Origin of the sequence: Streptomyces sp. NPDC101165, from assembly GCF_044768135.1 — a bacterium.
Lineage (GTDB): Bacteria > Actinomycetota > Actinomycetes > Streptomycetales > Streptomycetaceae > Streptomyces.
On the sequence record NZ_JBIWPG010000008.1, the window covers coordinates 101125 to 118273 of the forward strand.

Sequence of the window (17149 nt, forward strand, 5' to 3'; positions counted from 1 at the left end):
GAACGTGCCGTTACCTTCTTCCCCGCCTTATGGTCGCCGCACGCCCGCCGACCGCAAGGACGACGCATGAGCCCCGACCGATCGCCGAAGTCCCGCAGACCCACCAGGTCGCCGAAGCGGTTCCTCGACCGGCTCGTCCGTGACACCGCCCGGACACTGACCCCGCCCACCGAGCCGAAGGCGTTCCTGCACGCGGTCTGCGCCACGCTCAGCCCGCAGCTGGACCGCCCGGTCCGGCTGAAGTTCGTCAACTTCCCGCCGGGCCTGGACGTCTCCGGGGTCACCTTCGCCATGGACGAGCAGTACGTCGTCGTGGTCGAGGACCGGGCGCCCGACGAGCACAAGTTCGTCATCGCGGGGCACGAGATCGGCCACATCCACTACCAGACGCTGGACGTGCACTACCCGGCCGGCATGCCCGCCGCGGCACGCCGGCTGCTGTCCCAGGCCGAGGAGGACATCCCCTGGGACCAGGTGGTCGCCATGGCCACCCGGTCGCCCGCCGCGGCGGCGGCCGAGGCGGAGTGGGAGGCCGAGGAGTGCGGGCTGCGGCTGGCGGCCAAGTTCTCCAAGGTCGTCGGTCCGGGCGCGGCGGCCGGGTGGACGACGCAGGACACCCTCACCGGGCGGCTGTCGTCCTCGCTGGGCAACATCGGCGGGCCGTGATGCGCTGGGACATGGCGGGTTCGTTCGCCGCCTACGCCGTCCCCGCGGTGCTGCTCGCGGTGGCCTTCGTCATCAAGCTGCCGCTGCTGAGACGGGCCTGGCAGGACCCGATCCTGCGGGCCACCGCGCTGCTGCTCGGCATCGGCGCGGTCGTCTTCGCCTCGTTGCCGCCGGGCAATCTGCACCACCTCAACGAGATCACCGGCATCCCCAACTTCGCGGGCCTCTGGGTCTATTCACTCCTCACCGCCTACTGCGGGGCCTGCCTCTGGCTGATCATCACCTGGCGCGAGCCCCCGTCCGCGGTGCGCAGCCGGCGTACCCGCACGGTGTGGATGGTCTACGGCGCCATCATCCTCGGCCTGTGGACGACGTTCCTGCTCGGCGACCACCACGTCGAGCGGCTGCGGGACCTCGACACCTACTACGCCAACACGCCCTGGATGCGTGAGTTCGCGCTGCTCTACCTGGTCGCGCACATGGTGTCCGCGCTGGTCGCGGCGGGCATCCTGTGGGCCTGGTTCAAGGAGGTCGAGGACACCTGGCTGCGCCGGGCCGTGGTCTTCCTCCAGGTCGCCTACGCGCTCGGGCTCATCTTCGACGTCGCCAAGCTCGCCGCGATCGGCGCGCGCTGGAGCGGCCGTGACTGGGACTGGCTGTCGACGTACGTCGCCCCGCCGTTCGCCATCGCCGAGGCGGGACTGGTCGCCGTCGGCTTCATCGCCGGACAGGCCGGCCCGGTCGTCGACGAGCGCCGCAGCCTCGTCCGCACCCACCGGCGCCTCAAGCCCCTGTGGCAGGCGATGCTCGTCGTCACGCCCCCGGCCGCCCCGGCGACCGGCCGGGTCAGCGGCGCCGACCTGCGCCTGGAACTGCGCCGGGCCGCCATCAACGACGGCCTCCTCAAACTCTCCCCGCACCTCAGCCCCGCCCGCCGCCACCGGGCCCATCAGGCGGCGACGGCGGCCGGCCACCCCGACTCCGTGGCCCGGGGCATCGCCGGGGCGGTGGACATCCTGATCGCCACGGACATCCTGCGCTCGCCGGGGACCGGGGACGAGCCGCCGGAGACAGGGCACATGGAGCCGGCGCCCGCGGACGGGTCCGGGTTCGGGCCCGGCCCCGTGTCCGGCGGCAGCCCGGAGCGCGACAGCGAGCTGGAGTGCATCGCGCAGGCTCTGCGGTTCCACTCGTCGGTTGTCGAAACGTTCCGCCGGGAGGCGGTCGCCACAGAAGGTCTCACCATTCATGCCTGACACAGCCACCGCCCGCCGTACCGCGATCGTCATCGGCGGGAGCACGGCCGGCATGCTCGCCGCCTCCGTGCTCGCGAGCCGCTTCCACGAGGTCACGATCGTCGAGGCGGACCGGCTGCCGGAGGGCCCCGAGCCGCGCAAGGGGCTGCCGCAGGCCCGCCACGCCCACCTGCTGTGGTCCGGCGGGGTGGCCGCGCTGGAGGAACTGCTGCCGGGTGTCACCGGGGAACTGGTCGGCAGGGGGGCCGGGCTGATCGACGTGATGACCGACCTGGTGAGCAAGGCGCCCTCGGGGCAGTGGTTCCGGCGGTTCACCGACTCCCGGCACCACATGATCGTCTGCAGCCGGGACCTGCTGGACGCGGTGATCCGGGCCGACGTCCTCGGCCGGCGCCGGATCACGCTGCGGGACGGGACGCGGGTCGCGGGCCTCGCGGGCGACAAGGGGCGGGTGACGGGAGTCCGCGTGCCCGACGGGCCGCGCGGACAACTCGCCACCCTCCACGCCGACCTGGTGATCGACGCCGGTGGCCGCGCCTCCCAGGCGCACAAGTGGCTGCGGGAGCTGGGCCACGCCCCGGTGGAGGAGCGGGTGGTCGACGCGGGCGTCGCCTACGCCAGCCGGGTCTACGCGGCCCCCGACGGCACGGCCGCCCTGCGCTACCCGGTCGTGAACGTCCAGGCCGACCCGCGCGACGCGCCCGGGCGGGGCGGAGTCGTCGTACCGATCGAGGGCGACCGCTGGCTGGTCACACTCTCGGGCACGCGTGGCGGCCGGCCGACCGCCGACCCCGACGAGTTCGAGCACTTCGCGCTCACCGGACTCAAGGACCCGATCATCGGCCACCTCATCGCCGGGGCCAAGCCGCTCACCGACCCGGTCACCACCCGCAGCACCGCCAACCGCCGCCGCTACTACGAGAGTTCCGACACCTGGCCGGACGGCTTCGCGGTCATCGGGGACGCCGTCGCCGGCTACAACCCCGTCTACGGCCACGGCCTCTCCGTCGCCGCGCAGAGCGTGCAGGAACTCGGCCGGGTCCTCGACCGCCACGGCCCCGCCGCGCCCGGCACCGCCCGCCGCATCCAGCGCGCGGTGGCCCGGCCGGTCGGCAACGCCTGGAACCTGGCCGTGGGCCAGGACGCGTACTACCCCGGCGCCGCACCCCAGCCGCCGACCGCCGTCGAGCGGCTGCTCACCGCGTACGTCGACAAGGCGGTCGCCGCCGGATCCGGGAACCCGCGCGCCCTGCGCGGCCTGCTGGACGTGATGAGCCTGAAGACCCCGCCGACCCGCCTCTTCGCCCCCGACATGCTGTGGACGATCTGCTTCGGACCCCGCAGGGGCCCCCTGCCCGGCCCGCCGCTGAGCCGGACCGAACGGGAGGCGGCCGGGCTCAGCTGACCTTCGGCGTCGGGCCCGCGAACGCCAGGTGCAGAACGCGGGTCTCCAGCAGCCATCGGCCGTCGGTCCGCCGGAAGGCGTCTTCGTAGTGGCCGACCTGGACGGGTGGTTCGGCGGGGACGAGGCCGCCCCGATGGTCGTCGACGCGGTAGGTCGAGAAGTACGAGACGGCGGTGGCCGTGTCCGGGGACGTCACGGTGACGAGGACGTTGGACATCAGGCGGCGCGAGAGCCGGTCGGCCGGGCGGGAGCCGAAGTACTCGCGCAGCGCCTCCCGGCCCTTGACCAGGCGTTCGCCCGCCGGCCACGCCCAGCTGCCGTCCTCGGTGAACAGCTCGGCCACGGAAGACGGTTCACCGAGATCGAGCCGGTGGACGAAGTCGAGGATCAGGCGCTCGCAGGCGCGTTCGCCGAAGAGTTGCTCCAGAGGGTCCATGAGGCCATCCAACAGCCCCCTCTCCCTCCCGCGATCCACTCACACCGCCACATACGCCACCGGCTCGCTCCCCGCCACCGGCTCCGCGCGCCCCAGCTTCACCAGACGCCGCAGGTGGGCCTCGGCCTCCGAGACCGCGATGTTCCTCGACGGGTACGGGATTTCCTGCCAGGGGCGGTTCCACTCCATGCGCTCGGCCAGCTGCCAGGGTGTGAGCGGCTCGGAGAGGAGGGCCAACAGGTCCGTGAGGCGGTCCTCGTGGTGGGTGAGCAGCTGTCGTACCCGGGCCGGTGCGTCGGTGAAGGCGTACTGGTGGGCGGGGAGCACCTCGGCCGGGGTGAGGCGGCCGACCCGCTCCAGGGAGTCCAGGTAGTCGCCGAGAGGATCGGTCACCGTGGCGTCGTCGGGGTCCTCGTACAGGCCGATGTGCGGGGTGATCTCCGGGAGGACGTGGTCGCCCGAGAACAGGCGCCCGCTGCCGCTGCCGGGCAGCTGGGCCGGATGCTCCTCCTCCAGGTGCAGGCAGACGTGGCCGGGTGTGTGGCCCGGGGTCCAGATCGCGCGCAGCCGCCGGCCCGGCAGGCCGAGGAGTTCGCCGGGGACGATCTCGCGGTCGGGCAGGGCGGGGGTGAGTCCGGGGAAGGTGCGGCGGCGGGCGGCGCGCAGCGGAGCGACGTGCTCCTCGGGCGCGCCCGCCGCCGTGAGCTTGGCGGCCATGTACGCGTACCAGCGCTCCGGACGCGTCTCGCGCGTCCTGCGCACGATCGCCGCGTCGGCCGCGTGCATCGCCACCCACGCCCCGGAGGCCTCGCGGACCTGCCCCGAAAGACCGTGGTGGTCCGGGTGGTGGTGGGTGACGACCACCCCGTGCACCTCCGCGACCGAGGTGCCGCAGGCCGCCAGCCCGGCGGTCAGGACCTCCCAGGACGCCGGGTCGTCCCAGCCCGAGTCCACCAGCACCGGGCCCCGGTCGGTGTCCACGACGTACACCAGCGTGTACCCGAGCGGGTTGTCCGGAATGGGGACCTGGATGGACCGTACGCCCCCGCCGTGATCGAACGTCTCCGTCATGTGCCCTCCACCCCGCCGCCCGCACCCCACGACCGGTGCCCACTATAACCAGAACTGACTGATCGTCAGATATCCAAGTGCCGCTGCTTTAACCCTTTGCCGCGTCCGAGCCGGAGCAACTACGTTCTCCGGGCCGCCGATCACCCAGGCCGATGGAGACATCTTGACCATACGCATCACCCCGCTGACCGACCCCGATGCGGGACCGTCCTCCCGCCGTCCGGCGTGGCTGGCCTCCGACGCCGACGGAGTCCCCGTCGGGTCGGCGTTCCTGCGCCTCTTCACGAGGGCCGGGCAGGAGCATCTCGCCGAACTGGAGCTGCGGGTCCACCCGGCCGAGCGGCGGAGGGCCATCGGCACCCGGCTCCTGGAGGCGGCCGTGGCCGCCGCGCGCGAGGACGGCCGGCGCTGCGTCATCACCCAGGCCGAGGCCGGCTCTCCCGGTGCCGGGTTCCTGTCGGCCCGGGGCTTCCACAGGGTCCTGACCCTGGTCTTCACCCGGCTCCCGCTGGCCGAGGCGGACGCCACGGCTCTCACCGCGATCATCGAGGAGCCGCACCCCGGCTACCGGCTGACCTCCTGGGAGGGCACGGTTCCCGACGACCTCGCCGAGACGTATGTCGAGTCGCGTCACGCCATGGACGACATGCCGATGGGCAGCACCGACTTCGGCACGGTGACCTGGGACCTGGGGCGGGTCAGGGCCGCCGCCGCGGCCGTCGAGAAGCGGGGCGATCTGCTGCACACCGTCGCCGCCGTCGACGAGTCGGACGGCTCGATCGCCGGGTTCACCGAACTGGTGGTCCCCGGCGACGGCAAGGGCGACGGCCAGCACTACGGCACCGGCGTCCTCCCCCGGCACCGCGGCCATGACCTCGGCCGCTGGATGAAGGCCGCCTCCGTCCGGCACGCCCTCGAACGGCACCCCGATCTCGGCGGCCTGCTGACCGACACCGCCGACAACAACCCGTACATGATGCGCATCAACGACGCCCTCGGCTATGCGCCGACCCACACGACGTTCGAGTACCAGCTCGACCTCTGACGTCTGGCCTACCGCGACTAGAACTGGTATCAGTTCTGAAACAGCGTCAGAAACAGGCGGTGCGGCGGGAGGCGGTCGGCCATGACGGAGCTCGTGGAACACGGACAGCTGTTCATCGGCGGGGAGTTGACCGACCCGCTGGGCGGGGACGTCATCGAGGTGATCTCCCCGCACACCGAGGAGGTCATCGGCCGGGTGCCGCACGCCTCCAAGGGGGACGTCGACCGGGCGGTGGCCGTCGCGCGCCGCGCCTTCGACGAAGGCCCCTGGCCACGCGCCTCGTTGGCCGAGCGGATCGAGGTCGTCACCCGGATCAAGGACGGCATCCTCGCCCGGCACGAGGAGATCGCCCGCGTGATCTCCTCGGAGAACGGCTCGCCGTACTCCTGGAGCGTCCTCGCCCAGGCGCTCGGCGCGATGATGGTGTGGGACTCGGCGATCAAGGTCGCGCAGAGCTTCCCGTACGAGGAGCGCCGCGACGGCGTCCTCGGCCCGATCCTCGTGACGCGCGAACCGGTCGGCGTGGTCGCGGCCGTCGTCCCGTGGAACGTCCCGCAGTTCGTCGCCGCCGCCAAGCTCGCGCCCGCGCTGCTGACCGGCTGCACGGTCGTGCTCAAGCCGTCCCCGGAGTCGCCGCTGGACGCGTACCTCCTCGGCGAGATCGCGCGCGAGGCCGGGCTGCCCGAGGGCGTCCTGTCCATCCTCCCCGCCGACCGCGAGGTCAGCGAGTACCTGGTCGGGCACCCCGGCGTCGACAAGGTGTCCTTCACCGGCTCGGTCGCCGCCGGCAAGCGGGTGATGGAGGTGGCCGCCCGCAACCTCACCCGCGTCACCCTGGAGCTGGGCGGCAAGTCGGCGGCGGTCGTGCTGCCGGACGCGGACGTCCAGGCGGCCGTGTCGGGCATCGTCCCGGCGGCCTGGATGAACAACGGTCAGGCGTGTGTCGCCCAGACCCGCATCCTCGTCCCGCGCACCCGCTACGACGAGTTCGCGGACGCCTTCGCGCAGGCGGCGAACGCCCTGAAGCTCGGCGACCCGCTGGACCCGGCCACCCAGGTCGGCCCCCTGGTCGCCCGGCGCCAGCAACAGCGCAACCTCGACTACATCCGCATCGGCCAGGAGGAGGGCGCCAAGATCCTCACCGGCGGCGGCCGTCCGCCCGGCCTGGAGCGCGGCTGGTACGTCGAACCGACCCTCTTCGGTGACGTCGACAACTCCATGCGCATCGCCCGCGAGGAGATCTTCGGCCCCGTGATCTGCCTGCTGCCGTACGGCGACGAGCAGGAGGCCGTGAAGATCGCCAACGACTCGGACTACGGCCTGTCCGGCAGTGTGTGGACGGCCGACGTCGAGCACGGCATCGAGGTCGCCCGGCAGGTCCGCACCGGCACCTACTCCGTCAACACCTTCAGCCTGGACATGCTCGGCCCGTTCGGCGGCTACAAGAACTCGGGCCTGGGGCGGGAGTTCGGCCCCGAGGGCTACGGCGAGTATCTGGAACACAAGATGATCCACCTCCCGGCGGGGGCATAGCTCATGGGCGACCGCTGGCACGTCGAGGTCGACCGGTCCGTGTGCATCGGCTCGGCCCAGTGCCTCCACCACGCCCCGGACGGCTTCCGTCTCGACTCCGCCCGCCAGTCCCACCCGGTGGAACCGGACACCGACGCGAGCGAACAGGTCCTGGAGGCCGCCGAGAGCTGCCCGGTGGAAGCCATCATGATCACGCTGGTGGGCAGCGCGGAGCCGGTGTTCCCGCCCGAGGACTAGCGGTGTCGGAGCCGCGGGGCACTCTCCTGCGGTTCCGAAGATCTTCGTACCGACCGGGGTGGGAAAGCGTGCGCAGGTCCGAGGCCGAGCGGCTGATCGACGAGGCCTACGAGGCGTGGGACGCCGAGGAGTGGCTCACCGCGGCCGGTCTGCTGGAGCGGGTCCTCGCGCACTACCCGGACGAGAAGCGCAGCGCGGTGTGGTGGTACGACGCCGCGCTCGCCCACAAGATGCTGCGCAACTGGGCGAAGGCGTACGAGCCGGGCCGCGAGGCCGCCGCCCGCGCCCCGCGCGGCGAGGGCGACCCGGCGTACTGGAACCTCGGCATCGCCGCCACCATCCAGCGCGACTGGACCACCGCCCGCGAGGCGTGGGCCGGCTTCGGCATCGACCTCCCGGACGGCGAGGGCGAGATCAACGGCCGCTTCGGCGCGGCCTGTGTGCGCCTGGACACCGGCGGCGAACGCGAGGTCGTCTGGATCGACCGCCTCTGCCCTACCCGCGGCCGGGATGGGGGCACCTCCCTGCTCGAACGAAGTTGAGAGCTCGGGGGAGAACGTGCCCTGATCGGTCTGTTCCTGGAGCAGGGCTACGGCGCCGAGCCGGCGAGCAGCTTCGAGGTCCTGTGCGCCTGCTGCAGCGAGGGCACCCACGAACAGGAGCGCACGGTCCACGCGGGAGCACAGAGCGTGTCCCTGGCCGCCCCCGAGTCGGAGGCCCGCCGCCTGCTGGAGCAGTGGGCCGGCGAGGTGCTGCCGGGGCGGAGCTGGAGCGGGCTGGAGCCGGTCGCCCAGGCGTGGCTGCAGGTCGGCACCATGGCAGAAAATAATCCGATTTGCCTGGTTCTTTCGTGCGGCATCGGGACTATCCTGGAAGCAGCCTACGAGGCGAGTGAGGGAGTCCGACCGGAGTAGCCGACTTTGGCGTGAAGTACATGCATCCGCCGAGGCCGACAGCGACGGTAGGGCTGAGAGGCCGAAAAGCAGCAGTCAGGCTCGACGGCGACCCCCATCACCTGATCCGGACCATGCCGGCGAAGGGAACCCGTCTCGTAGGTTTCGCCTGTTCAGCGACGGTTCGTCGCGTCCGGCTCCGTCAGGTCGATCAGTCGGCACACCGTCTCGATGTCGATCTTCACCTGGGCGATGGAGGCGCGGCCCGAGAGCCAGGTGATCAGCGCCGAGTGCCAGGTGTGCTCGATGACGCGGACCGCGGAGAGCTGCTCGGGGGTCGGGTGTTCCAGGCCCACCGCGTCCAGGATGATCGCCGTGGTCTGCCGGGAGACCTGGTCGACCTCGGGGGAGACGCTGCGGTCGGCGAAGGTCAGGGCGCGGACCATCGCGTCGGCCAGGTGCGGCTCGCGCTGCAGCGCGCGGAAGGCCCGCATCAGGGTCTCCGCCACCCGCTCGGCCGCCGTGTCGCCCGCCGGCGGCTTCTTGCGCAGCGTCCCGTGCATGTGCTCCAGCTGGTCCTGCATCGTGGCGACCAGCAGATGCACCTTGGACGGGAAGTAGCGGTACAGCGTGCCGAGGGCCACCTGTGAGGACTCGGCGACCTCGCGCATCTGTACGGCGTCGAAACCGCCCCGGCTGGCCAGCTGCGCGCTCGCGTGCAGGATCCGGCGGCGGCGGGCCTCCTGCCGCTCGGTCAGCGGCGCCGAAGGGGGCCGGACGCTATTGGCTTCCAGCTTGGATTCCGCAGGCATGGGTCCCGTTCCGTGACAGTCGGTGAGGGTGTCTGTAGGGCTTGTGATCATCCTGCACGGCGGGGGTCGTCGTCGTGGCGTGAATCACCTGATCCACTGCTCACATGGCCCCTACCTGCCGGTAGATTCAGAGCCTCTTGAACGATCAAGTCTGAAACTTGTTCTAGATTAGCGTCCCGTCGTAGTCTCGCGGGACAGTGCAGGGAGAAGGGGGTCCAGAGTGACCGCTGAGGCCAGGGAGGCCGGGTCCCCGAAGGACCTTGCAGCCGACGGCGAGCGACCGCTCAACATCGCGCTTCTCACCTATAAAGGGAACCCGTTCTGCGGCGGCCAGGGCGTCTACGTACGACACCTCTCCCGCGAGCTGGCCCGCCTCGGCCACCGGGTGGAGGTCATCGGCTCACAGCCCTATCCCGTCCTCGACGAGGGGTACCCGAGCCTGACCCTGACCGAGCTGCCCAGCCTCGACCTCTACCGCCAGCCCGACCCCTTCCGCACCCCCAAGCGGGACGAGTACCGCGACTGGGTCGACGCCCTCGAAGTCGCCACCATGTGGACCGGCGGCTTCCCCGAGCCGCTCACCTTCTCCCTGCGCGCCCGCCGCCATCTGCGCGCCCGCCGCGGCGAGTTCGACGTCGTCCACGACAACCAGACGCTCGGGTACGGGCTGCTGGGGGACATCGGCGCCCCCCTGGTCACCACCATCCACCACCCCATCACCGTCGACCGGCAGCTGGAGCTGGACGCGGCCGAGGGCTGGCAGCGCCGCTACTCGGTGCGCCGCTGGTACGCCTTCACCCGCATGCAGAAGCGCGTCGCCCGCCGCCTGCCCTCCGTGCTCACCGTCTCCGGCACCTCCCGCCAGGAGATCGTCGACCACCTCGGCGTCCGGGACGACCGCATCCACGTCGTCCACATCGGCGCCGACACCGACCTGTTCTCGCCGAATCCCGCCGTGCCCGAGGTGCCCGGCCGGATCGTCACCACCTCCAGCGCGGACGTGCCCCTCAAGGGCCTGGTCTTCCTCGTCGAGGCCCTCGCCAAGGTGCGCACCGAGCACCCGGCCGCCCACCTCGTCGTCGTCGGCAAGCGCCCCACGGAGGGCCCGGTCGCCCAGGCCGTCGAGCGCTACGGCCTCGAAGGCGCCGTCGACTTCGTCAAGGGCATCTCCGACGCCGAACTCGTCGACCTGATCCGCTCGGCCGAGGTCGCCTGCGTGCCCTCGCTCTACGAGGGCTTCTCGCTGCCCGCCGCCGAGGCCATGGCCACCGGCACCCCGCTGGTCGCCACCACCGGCGGCGCGATCCCCGAGGTCGCCGGACGCGACGGCGAGACCTGCCTGGCCGTACCGCCCGGCGACGCGGGAGCACTGGCCGCCGGGCTCGGCCGACTGCTGGGCGACCCGGAGCTGCGCGTGCGGCTCGGTGCGGCGGGCCGCGAACGAGTGCTGGAGCGGTTCACCTGGGCCCGCGCCGCCGAGGGAACGGTGTCCCGGTACCGCGAGGCCATCGCTCGCTCCGTGGCAGGAGTCCACCGCTCCACGGTCGGAGAACCCGGCCGCTCCGCGGCCGCAGCGAGCGCTGCCCCGGCAGCCGCCATGACCGACACCGGCATCTCTTCCGAAAGCAGGGCCACGTGCTGACCGTCGACTTCTCCCGGTTCCCGCTCGCCCCGGGCGACCGTGTCCTGGACCTCGGCTGCGGGGCCGGCCGGCACGCCTTCGAGTGCTACCGGCGCGGCGCGCACGTCGTGGCCCTCGACCAGAACGCCGAGGAGATCCGCGAGGTCGCCAAGTGGTTCGCGGCGATGAAGGAGGCCGGCGAGGCCCCCACGGGCGCCACCGCCACCGCCATGGAGGGCGACGCACTGGCGCTGCCCTTCCCGGACGAGTCCTTCGACGTCGTCATCATCTCCGAGGTGATGGAGCACATCCCCGACGACAAGGGCGTGCTCGCCGAGATGGTCCGCGTGCTCAAGCCCGGCGGCCGCATCGCCATCACCGTGCCCCGCTACGGCCCCGAGAAGGTCTGCTGGACCCTCTCCGACGCCTATCACGAGGTCGAGGGCGGCCACATCCGCATCTACAAGGCCGACGAACTGCTCGCCAAGATCCGCGAGGCGGGCCTCAGGCCGTACGGCACCCACCACGCGCACGCCCTGCACTCGCCGTACTGGTGGCTGAAGTGCGCGTTCGGCGTGGACAACGACAAGGCGCTGCCGGTGCGGGCGTACCACAAGCTGCTGGTCTGGGACATCATGAAGAAGCCGCTCGCCACCCGGGTCGCCGAGCAGGCGCTGAACCCGCTGATCGGCAAGAGCTTCGTGGCCTACGCGACCAAGCCGCACCTGCCGCGGCTCGCCGAGACGGACGGGGCGTCCGCCAAGTGACGACGCCCCGGACAGAACACCTCGTCCTGCCCGGGGTCCTCACCGCCGAGCAGGCCGCCGCGACCGTGCGCGGCATCCTCGCCGTACAGCGGGAGGACGGCGCGATCCCGTGGTTCCGCGGTCACCACCTCGACCCGTGGGACCACACCGAGGCCGCCATGGCCCTGGACGCGGCCGGCGAACACGAGGCCGCCGCGCGGGCGTACACCTGGCTCGCCGCCCACCAGAACGAGGACGGCTCCTGGTACGCCGCCTACGCCGACGGCGCCCACGACGACGTCACCGACCGCGCCCGCGAGTCGAACTTCGTCGCCTACATCGCGGTCGGCGTCTGGCACCACTACCTGTCGACCGGCGACGACACCTTCCTGGACCGCATGTGGCCCACCGTCCACGCGGCCATGGAGTGGGTGCTGCGGCTGCAGCAGCCCGGCGGCCAGATCGGCTGGCGCCGCGACGACGACGGCACGCCCACCACGGACGCGCTGCTCACCGGCAGCTCCTCCATCCACCACGCCCTGCGCTGTGCCCTCGCCATCGCCGAGCAGCGTGAGGAGCCGCAGCCGGACTGGGAGTTGGCGGTGGGCGCCCTGCGCCACGCGATCCGCCTCCACCCCGAGCGCTTCCTCGACAAGGACCGCTACTCCATGGACTGGTACTACCCGGTCCTCGGCGGCGCCCTGACCGGAGCGGAGGCCAAGTCCCGCATCGAGGCGGACTGGGACCGCTTCGTCGTACCCGGCCTCGGCGTGCGCTGTGTGGTCCCCAACCCCTGGGTGACCGGCGGCGAGTCCAGCGAGCTGGCCCTGGCCCTGTGGGCCATGGGCGAGTCCGACCGCTCCCTGGAGATCCTCCAGTCCATCCAGCACCTGCGCGACGCGGAGACCGGCCTGTACTGGACGGGCTACGTCTTCGACGACGACGCGATCTGGCCCCGTGAGCTCACCACCTGGACGGCGGGCTCCCTCCTGCTGGCCGTCGCCGCCCTGGGCGGCCACGACGCCACCTGCGCGGTCTTCGGAGGGGAACACCTGCCTGCCGGCCTGGACCCCGACTGCTGCCAAGCCCGAGACTGACGGCGGTGGCGGCCCCGGCCCTTGCGGTCGGCGCCGCGATGCCATCAGGTCGACAGCAGTGACTCACAGTTTCGGGATCGAGAAGCGGATCCGGTAGCCCTTCTCCATCTCGTGGACCTTCTCCGGGAGTTCCGCACGTACCTGAGCGATCTCCTCGGCGTGGGTGACGCGGAACTTGCGGGCGAGGTCGTTGCGCAAGGGCTTTCGGGCGGCCTCCACGGGCTTCATGCAGGTCGCATAGACGGCGGCCAGTCTGCGGCTCCCAGAGGTGTCCGAGGCTTGGAGGCGTTGGTCGACGAGCCCGAAGAAGTCGTTCTCGTCCTTGGCGTTCACATGGTGGTCGCCGAGACAGCGCGCGAAGGAGCGGTAGGCCTTGCGCACAGTGGGATCCCGGTCGAGCGGTGCCAACCGTGCGAACCACTGGGACTGCAAGGGGGCGTAGACCTGCTGGAGTTCACGGGTGACGGGCGTTGCCCGATCCATGCATCGCCGCAGCTCCGCGCCGGGAGTGGCCGCACCGTCGGACGAGTCTCGCCTCGCCGGTGGCGCACCGGGAGCGAAGGTCCCGCCGTCGAAGCCGTGGACCCGGAGGAACTCCAGGTCGGGCAGCATGGAGTAGCGGGTGAACATCGGTGGTGGCCCGTCGGGCAGAGTCTCGCCATGCTGCCGGGCACAGTCGAAGACCACCCAGGCGGCGGCCAGCTTGCCAAAGACTTCAAGGCCTTGCGTCGCGCGGGTCTCTTCGCCGGTCGTCGGCAACACCATGGAGGTGAGGTCCGCCGGCATTCCGTACGTCACGGCGGTCGGGTGAAGCGACAGGGCCGGCCCGGGCGCCGCCTTGGCCGGAGGGTTCGAACACGCGGTCAGCGTAGACGACATGACGACGCACGCCAGTGCGATGCCCAGGCCAAGAGGGCCCCGTGTGCTGCGGGCAGTGCGGGGCATGACTTGCGGTACCTCCGGGAGGATTCAGGGCAGCAGGGAACGCCTGTGGGCGCCGCCGCACCCGGCGGCGCCCGCCGGGATCTCAGTGAGTGATGACGACCCAGTCACCGCCGTTGTAGTCGCTGGCGACGCTGAACGCTCGGCCGCTCGTCAGGTCCGAGACGAGGACGATCGAACCGAGGCTGTAGGCACCGTCACTGAGCAGGCCGGTGTAGCCCCGTGAGCCTCGGGTCCAAGTCCCTGAGGAGTTCTTGTAGTAGCCGGCGTAGCTGTCCCAGCCAGTGCCGGCCGAGTCGTAGGAGTAGGTGAGGTTGAGGTCCCTGCAACCGCTGGCAGCCTTGTACGCCACCGATCCGGGGCCCTGGTATCCGGTGGTGATGCCGCTGGTGACACATCCGGCGGCGGAGGCCGCCGGGGCGGTGGTGACCAGCGAAGCGGCGGCAACGCCGACGACCGCGAGAGCGGCCAGGGACTTCTTCATCGATTGCTCCTGAAGGAATGCGAGTGGTGCGATCGGCCGGGCAAGCCGTGCGGACCGAAGACTGACACCCGCCCCGCGACCGCGTATTGGACGAAAACGAGCCAGGGTGATCTCCCGCTCAGCCCGCCAGCCAGTAGCTGGACTGCGACCTGGTGGCGAGGAATCGGCCCGGTGGCATCCCCGTCATCGCCTTGAACTCGCGGGCGAGATGCGACTGGTCGTACAGCCCACAGTCGAGCGCGGTGTCGGCCTGTCTCCGGCCCCTGGACAGCATGCAGATCGCGCGGTTCAGGCGGAGCACGCGGGCGAGGCCCTTGGGCGCGAGCCCGATCTGCTCGCGGAACCGGGTCTCCAGGTGCCGCAGCCCCCAACCCGTCCGCGCCGCCACCTCACGGATGGAGACGGCGCCCGAGGTGCGGGTGAGGATGTCCCAGGCGTGCAGGACGGCTGGGGACGGTTCGCGGGACGGGCCGGAGTCGGCTGTCCAGCGCAGCAGGCTACGGTCAAGCAGTGCGAATCGGTCCTGCCAGCACGGCGCGGCCTCCAGCATCTCCCCGAGGCGGTGGAAACGCTGCCCGAGCACCTCTGCCGGATCCGCCACGCCGTCCGTCAGCTCGCCGAGAGTGGTGCCGACGAGGAGGCGTTGGGCGGCCCACGGGGCGAGGGTGACCTCCACCCCCCGGAGCTCGCCGTGATGCGCGAGCACCCGGGCGCCGGTGTGCAGCCCCGACACCACCGAGGTGTGCCGGAAGTCGGTGGCGGGCACTGTCCTCGACAGCCTGCCCACGTGGCGGCCGACGTGTGTCTCACCCTGGAAACCGATCAGCAGGGACACCGTCCCCCGCGGCACGACCAACCGCTCCCGTGCGGGGCCGTCGGCCAGTCGAAATCCCCGGTAACCGAGGATGCCCGGCCGTAGCCGGGCATCGGGTCTTGCGTAGAACCTGTTGCGGCCGCCCTGCGGGCACACTCGACGTCTCACCGCGCATCCCCCTCGGGTTCCCGGGACCGTCCCGGGGCCGGTCACCACTGTGGGACCGGGCGGGAAGGTGCACCACGGACGCCACCGTCCCAGGGATGACGCGGGACGTCCCACGGCTCTGACCTGCCCGAGCTTGCTGCCGGTGCCTGGCGCCCGGGACGCCGGGACGGCGCTCGGTGTCGGTGGTGCATCCGGTTGGCGATGGCGTGACCCACGAACCGTGGCGGCGACGAACCCGGACGGCGCCGCCCGAGTGGCGGACACCGGCCGTCCGAGTGAGGCTTCCGGAGGAAACACCCGCTCGGGGAGACACGTCCGGAGGACCTCGTGCCCGTACCGATACGGCGTCTCTGCGTGGCGCTCACCCTGTGCTGCGCCCTGCTGGCCGGTTCCACCGCCTGCGGCAGCAGCGAGAAGACCAGTACGAAGGACACCTCGCAGGTGGCCGCCCTCGATGCGGCCACGCCCAGTCCGACCACGTCGGCCGAGCGCCAGAAGTTCGCCAAGACCCGGTTCGTGGCGAACGCGGGCCTCGCGGCCGGCGCGGTCTACCAGTGGATCGTCAAGCCCGCGAAGGAGGGCAAGTTCAAGAGGGGCGCCCAGGGCCGCAAGCTCACCCTGGTGAAGGCCGGTCTGGCCGGCGCCTTCGCCTACAACCGGCTCAAGGCGGCCCAGAAGAACGCCCAGGGCGATCCGACGCTCTCCAAGGCCCTCGCGCCGCTCACCGCGGGCATCGCGGGGCTCAAGAGCCTGCCGTCCAGGCTGCGGAGCGGCGACGAGGGCGCGGCCGGTGCCTTCGACGACATCATCAACAAGGTGAAGGACGCGGGCCAGAGCGCCGGCGCCCCGGTCAAGAACCAGGTGCCGTCCGCCTCGCAGCTGAGCGGCGGCTAGGCGTTCAGCTCCGCCAGCACCCTCAGGGTGTGCGGGTCCGGTGACAGGGCCAGCAGGTCCGTCACCGGACCCCCCCGCCACAACTCGAGGCGTTCCGCGACCCGTTCGCGCGGGCCGACCAGGGAGATCTCGTCGGCGAAGGCGTCCGGCACGGCCAGCACGGCCTCCTCACGGCGCCCGGCCAGGAACAGCTCCTGGATCCGCCGGGCCTCCTCCTCGTAGCCCATGCGCGCCATGAGGTCGGCGTGGAAGTTACGGACCGCGTGGCCCATCCCGCCGATGTAGAAGCCGAGCATGGCCTTCACCGGCAGCAACCCCTCGGCCACGTCGTCGCACACCTTCACCCGCGCCATCGGCGCCACCAGGAACCCCTCGGGCAGCTCCCGCACCACGTCCCCGTACACCTCGGGCCGGCTCGGCGCCCAGTACAGCGGCAGCCAGCCGTCGGCGATCCGGGCCGTCTGTGCCACGTTCCTGGGGCCCTCCGCACCCAGCAGAACGGGCAGGTCGTGCCGCAGGGGATGGGTGATCGGCTTCAGCGGCCTGCCCAGTCCCGTGCCGTCCGGCCCCCGGTACGGCAGCGGATGGAAGCGGCCGTCCGACTCCACCGGCGCCGCCCGCCGCAGCACCTGCCGTACGACGTCCACGTACTCCCTGGTCGCGGTCAGCGGCGACTTCGGGAACGGGCGGCCGTACCAGCCCTCCACCACCTGCGGCCCCGACAGACCCAGCCCCAGCATCATCCGCCCCCCGGAGAGATGGTCCAGGGTGAGCGCGTGCATCGCGGTCGCGGTCGGCGAGCGGGCCGCCATCTGGGCAACGGCCGTACCCAGCCTGATCGTCGAGGTCTGCGCGGCGATCCAGGTCAACGGGGTGAAGGCGTCCGAGCCCCAGGACTCGGCCGTCCACACGGAGTGATATCCGAGCCGTTCCGCTTCCTGCGCGAGAGGCACATGGTCCGGGGAGGGGCCGCGGCCCCAGTAGCCGAGCGCGAGACCGAGCCGCACGCCTGCCTCCTGACGGTACGTC

Annotated in this window: 17 protein-coding genes, 1 pseudogene and 1 riboswitch; of the genes and pseudogenes, 11 read left to right on the top strand and 7 right to left on the bottom strand. The window is 71.8% G+C overall.

Features of this window, described 5'->3' with window-relative positions:
* The first annotated feature begins 66 nt into the window (after positions 1–66).
* The 3 genes from ACIRVH_RS18540 to ACIRVH_RS18550 are packed head-to-tail and all read left to right on the top strand — an operon-like array spanning position 67 to position 3327.
* On the top strand, positions 67–666 hold the full coding sequence (locus ACIRVH_RS18540; RefSeq protein WP_403954208.1) for a hypothetical protein: 600 nt from the start codon (positions 67–69) through the stop codon (positions 664–666).
* Positions 666–1922, top strand: a complete 1257-nt coding sequence (locus tag ACIRVH_RS18545; RefSeq protein ID WP_403954917.1) for an MAB_1171c family putative transporter — start codon at positions 666–668, stop codon at positions 1920–1922. The genes ACIRVH_RS18540 and ACIRVH_RS18545 overlap by 1 nt, the downstream gene beginning before the upstream one ends.
* Positions 1915–3327, top strand: coding sequence for an FAD-dependent oxidoreductase (locus tag ACIRVH_RS18550; RefSeq protein ID WP_403954211.1), 1413 nt, complete (start codon positions 1915–1917; stop codon positions 3325–3327). Before ACIRVH_RS18545 ends, ACIRVH_RS18550 begins: the two co-directional genes overlap by 8 nt.
* Here ACIRVH_RS18550 and ACIRVH_RS18555 read toward each other — a convergent pair.
* Together ACIRVH_RS18555 and ACIRVH_RS18560 are read right to left on the bottom strand one after the other, a co-directional pair.
* Positions 3320–3763 carry a nuclear transport factor 2 family protein gene (locus ACIRVH_RS18555; protein ID WP_403954214.1) on the bottom strand — a complete coding sequence of 148 codons (444 nt, stop codon included), beginning with the start codon at positions 3761–3763 and terminating at the stop codon, positions 3320–3322. The two genes, ACIRVH_RS18550 and ACIRVH_RS18555, sit on opposite strands and share 8 nt — an antisense overlap.
* A gap of 39 nt (positions 3764–3802) precedes the next feature.
* Positions 3803–4834 carry an MBL fold metallo-hydrolase gene (locus ACIRVH_RS18560; RefSeq protein ID WP_403954217.1) on the bottom strand — a complete coding sequence of 344 codons (1032 nt, stop codon included), beginning with the start codon at positions 4832–4834 and terminating at the stop codon, positions 3803–3805.
* Positions 4835–4997: 163 nt separating this feature from the next.
* Between ACIRVH_RS18560 and ACIRVH_RS18565 the strand changes: the two genes are divergently transcribed.
* The 4 genes and pseudogenes from ACIRVH_RS18565 (at position 4998) to ACIRVH_RS18580 (ending at position 8563) form a co-directional block, all read left to right on the top strand.
* Positions 4998–5879, top strand: coding sequence for a GNAT family N-acetyltransferase (locus ACIRVH_RS18565; RefSeq protein ID WP_403954219.1), 882 nt, complete (start codon positions 4998–5000; stop codon positions 5877–5879).
* 81 nt (positions 5880–5960) lie between these two features.
* Entirely contained in the window at positions 5961–7412 is a 1452-nt protein-coding gene (locus ACIRVH_RS18570; RefSeq protein ID WP_403954223.1) for an aldehyde dehydrogenase, read from the top strand.
* 3 nt (positions 7413–7415) lie between these two features.
* Positions 7416–7649 (top strand): ferredoxin, encoded by a 234-nt coding sequence (locus ACIRVH_RS18575; RefSeq protein ID WP_094218068.1) that lies wholly within the window; start codon positions 7416–7418, stop codon positions 7647–7649.
* A 68-nt stretch (positions 7650–7717) separates the two neighbouring features.
* Positions 7718–8563: pseudogene (locus ACIRVH_RS18580) on the top strand (tetratricopeptide repeat protein).
* Positions 8533–8708, top strand: a riboswitch (TPP riboswitch). Its footprint overlaps the pseudogene before it by 31 nt.
* Positions 8709–8715: 7 nt before the next feature.
* Here ACIRVH_RS18580 and ACIRVH_RS18585 read toward each other — a convergent pair.
* The gene (locus tag ACIRVH_RS18585; protein ID WP_403954226.1) at positions 8716–9354 is read right to left on the bottom strand and encodes a TetR family transcriptional regulator; all 639 of its coding nucleotides are present in this window, start codon (positions 9352–9354) and stop codon (positions 8716–8718) included.
* A gap of 220 nt (positions 9355–9574) precedes the next feature.
* Here ACIRVH_RS18585 and ACIRVH_RS18590 point away from each other — a divergent pair, with 220 nt between their 5' ends.
* Genes ACIRVH_RS18590 through ACIRVH_RS18600 form a run of 3 tightly spaced genes read left to right on the top strand, consistent with a single transcriptional unit; the run spans position 9575 to position 12818 of the window.
* Positions 9575–10996, top strand: coding sequence for a glycosyltransferase family 4 protein (locus ACIRVH_RS18590; protein ID WP_403954228.1), 1422 nt, complete (start codon positions 9575–9577; stop codon positions 10994–10996).
* Entirely contained in the window at positions 10990–11742 is a 753-nt protein-coding gene (locus tag ACIRVH_RS18595; RefSeq protein WP_403954231.1) for a class I SAM-dependent methyltransferase, read from the top strand. The genes ACIRVH_RS18590 and ACIRVH_RS18595 overlap by 7 nt, the downstream gene beginning before the upstream one ends.
* Complete coding sequence (locus ACIRVH_RS18600) at positions 11739–12818, top strand: prenyltransferase (protein WP_403954234.1); 1080 nt, start codon at positions 11739–11741, stop codon at positions 12816–12818. Before ACIRVH_RS18595 ends, ACIRVH_RS18600 begins: the two co-directional genes overlap by 4 nt.
* A 63-nt stretch (positions 12819–12881) precedes the next feature.
* Here the strand turns inward: ACIRVH_RS18600 and ACIRVH_RS18605 are convergent, their stop codons facing one another.
* The 3 genes from ACIRVH_RS18605 to ACIRVH_RS18615 all read right to left on the bottom strand — a co-directional run bounded on the left by ACIRVH_RS18605 (position 12882) and on the right by ACIRVH_RS18615 (position 15226).
* Complete coding sequence (locus tag ACIRVH_RS18605; protein WP_403954236.1) at positions 12882–13616, bottom strand: hypothetical protein; 735 nt, start codon at positions 13614–13616, stop codon at positions 12882–12884.
* Positions 13617–13845: 229 nt separating this feature from the next.
* Positions 13846–14244: a hypothetical protein gene (locus ACIRVH_RS18610; protein ID WP_403954239.1), complete on the bottom strand. Its 399-nt coding sequence runs from the start codon at positions 14242–14244 to the stop codon at positions 13846–13848.
* A gap of 118 nt (positions 14245–14362) precedes the next feature.
* Positions 14363–15226: a helix-turn-helix domain-containing protein gene (locus tag ACIRVH_RS18615; RefSeq protein WP_403954241.1), complete on the bottom strand. Its 864-nt coding sequence runs from the start codon at positions 15224–15226 to the stop codon at positions 14363–14365.
* Positions 15227–15553: 327 nt separating this feature from the next.
* Here ACIRVH_RS18615 and ACIRVH_RS18620 point away from each other — a divergent pair, with 327 nt between their 5' ends.
* Positions 15554–16120, top strand: coding sequence for a hypothetical protein (locus ACIRVH_RS18620; protein ID WP_403954244.1), 567 nt, complete (start codon positions 15554–15556; stop codon positions 16118–16120).
* Here the strand turns inward: ACIRVH_RS18620 and ACIRVH_RS18625 are convergent.
* A complete protein-coding gene (locus tag ACIRVH_RS18625) occupies positions 16117–17127 on the bottom strand; it encodes an LLM class F420-dependent oxidoreductase (RefSeq protein ID WP_403954247.1) in 1011 nt (336 codons plus the stop codon). The genes ACIRVH_RS18620 and ACIRVH_RS18625 overlap by 4 nt on opposite strands.
* Positions 17128–17149: the final 22 nt, after the last annotated feature.

Bases quoted from the DNA above. Each gene is read 5' to 3' on its own strand.
- ACIRVH_RS18555 (WP_403954214.1), bottom strand. From the start codon at position 3,763: ATGGACCCTCTGGAGCAACTCTTCGGCGAACGCGCCTGCGAGCGCCTG.
- ACIRVH_RS18560 (WP_403954217.1), bottom strand. From the start codon at position 4,834: ATGACGGAGACGTTCGATCACGGCGGGGGCGTACGGTCCATCCAGGTC.
- ACIRVH_RS18550 (WP_403954211.1), top strand. From the start codon at position 1,915: ATGCCTGACACAGCCACCGCCCGCCGTACCGCGATCGTCATCGGCGGG.
- ACIRVH_RS18585 (WP_403954226.1), bottom strand. From the start codon at position 9,354: ATGCCTGCGGAATCCAAGCTGGAAGCCAATAGCGTCCGGCCCCCTTCG.
- ACIRVH_RS18540 (WP_403954208.1), top strand. From the start codon at position 67: ATGAGCCCCGACCGATCGCCGAAGTCCCGCAGACCCACCAGGTCGCCG.
- ACIRVH_RS18575 (WP_094218068.1), top strand. From the start codon at position 7,416: ATGGGCGACCGCTGGCACGTCGAGGTCGACCGGTCCGTGTGCATCGGC.
- ACIRVH_RS18570 (WP_403954223.1), top strand. From the start codon at position 5,961: ATGACGGAGCTCGTGGAACACGGACAGCTGTTCATCGGCGGGGAGTTG.
- ACIRVH_RS18610 (WP_403954239.1), bottom strand. From the start codon at position 14,244: ATGAAGAAGTCCCTGGCCGCTCTCGCGGTCGTCGGCGTTGCCGCCGCT.
- ACIRVH_RS18545 (WP_403954917.1), top strand. From the start codon at position 666: ATGCGCTGGGACATGGCGGGTTCGTTCGCCGCCTACGCCGTCCCCGCG.